This is a genomic window from Oleiphilus sp. HI0043 (assembly GCF_001634935.1).
In genome coordinates this window covers 1-1,802 of record NZ_LWEY01001737.1, presented here as the reverse complement: position 1 = coordinate 1,802, position 1,802 = coordinate 1, and the positions used below count along the sequence as shown (strand labels likewise).

Sequence of the window (1,802 nt, the reverse complement as noted above, 5' to 3'; positions counted from 1 at the left end):
TATCGCTATTGGAACCCATTGCATGAGCAAGCGTAACATTGGCACCAGCATTAGGGTTGTTGGTAATACGAAACATATCTGCGTTTTGACAGCTGGCAATCACGACAATGTCGTCTTGAACAAAGCCCATATCATTATTAGAAATTTGAATGTTTGCATTGGCGGCTGTCATGTTGCCTACGAGCTGAGCATTAGCAACGGTGGCTCCCTGAATTGAAATGACATCACTACCTACCAAGGCATTGTCGACAAAATCTTCATTTCTAAAATATTCGCCATTATTTCGGATAATGTCTCCAGTAAGCGGATCGATATCGTTGTCTGTTGCCCAATTGTTATCTTCGACCTCAAAGCCGATTAAAGCAGATTTAAAGAAGTTTTCGGTGGGGGGGGTGTTGGCAATGATATTGACCGCAACTGTTGCTGGGTCCATACACCCTTGATAGCCTGCCATGCGGATGTCCCGAGCCAGGAAATCAATGGCTTGGCGACCTGTCTCCTGAATGCGTGATAGTTCGTTGGTAAATGTATCTGACTCACGAGAGTTGAAGTAAATGTTCGAAACACCAATCATTAGAATTGAACTGATGACTAGGCCAATCATTAGCTCGATTAAGCTGAGACCAGACATTCGCTTGAGTGTTGATAAGCCTGAATGTGCCTGTAATGTTGTTGGATATTGATTCATGATGTGCTCCTCCCTTACAACACTAGGTTAACCAAAAAGGTTTGGTTAGAGACTTGATTGCTTTGTGTTTCGTCATCCCACTGTGTTTCATTCCAGGAGATTTCAATGGTAAACAGGTTATTGTCACCCCGGATTATTCTGCCCCGTGCATCGGGTAAAAGAATGGCTGACTCATCAGTGCCATTGAGGCGTTGTGCCCATTCAAACAAATCATTGTCTGCCAATCTAGCTTCACTGCAGCCATTGATGCTGTTAATACAGCCCGGGTCTGATGGCACTGTGCCAAGTGAATCGAAGCCGTCATAAGCACCGGCAATCGCTTCATCAGCGTTTGTTCTCATACGGTCTGCCATATCATAAACAAGTAGAGAGGCTTGCGAGCGAAGATAGGCACTTTGGTTATTACGTAAGCCCTGAACTTGCAGGCTAGCAACACCCAGCAAACCAATTGATAAAATAACAATGGCAACCAGAATCTCGATCAGAGTGAACCCACCCTGATGCTTAGGAGAAAGAGGCTGCAATAGTTGGGCTGAAGATGCATAGGGGCTTAGCTTGCTGGACATATTACATTCACCCCTTCATGGTTGTTAACGATATCATCGGGCGTTTCTTCTTCGTCTACCGCTGACCTGACGTGGCCGATCACACTAATAATAATTGCTTTGGCTTCAGTGATACCGCGCTCGTCACACAAAACAAAAGTGCCTGAGGAACCGGGGATACCATTTGAATCAAACTGAACAAAGCCTTGATTAGGAAAGCCAAACGTTCGGAGAGTGTTATNACCTGTTAACCTTTCGCCAACTCGTAAGACTTCGTCGACGGCGTTATCAAGAACGCCGTTGCCATTTAGGTCTTCGCCAGGGTCTAGTACATTATCGCCGTTTAAATCTTCATTGATGTTATCTAACACCTGATCGCCGTTAAGGTCAGACATAATAAACCAGCCATTTTCCCAGTCGTTGGTGTCACATGCCGGTGCGCCGGTGTTTATGCTATTGCTCGCGCAGAGTGTAATGGTTGTACCAGGGCGTTTAGCCCCTTCACTACGAGCGTAGGCCAGCATGCCCAGAGTGGCATTGGTTTGAGATGTAAGCCGAGCTTTATCAAT

3 protein-coding genes are annotated in these 1,802 nt (G+C 45.6%); all 3 read right to left on the bottom strand.

Annotation, left to right across the window (positions count from 1 at the left end; translation table 11 throughout):
- Positions 1 to 688, bottom strand: a 688-nt coding sequence (locus tag A3729_RS26525; protein ID WP_197476125.1) for a PilW family protein, incomplete at its 3' end; no start/stop codon positions are given.
- A 14-nt stretch (positions 689 to 702) separates the two neighbouring features.
- Positions 703 to 1,254, bottom strand: coding sequence for a type IV pilus modification protein PilV (gene pilV, locus A3729_RS26520; RefSeq protein ID WP_068634310.1), 552 nt, complete (start codon positions 1,252 to 1,254; stop codon positions 703 to 705).
- On the bottom strand, positions 1,239 to 1,802 hold a 564-nt coding region (locus A3729_RS26515; protein ID WP_068634457.1), incomplete at its 5' end, for a GspH/FimT family protein. The genes pilV and A3729_RS26515, both read right to left, overlap by 16 nt.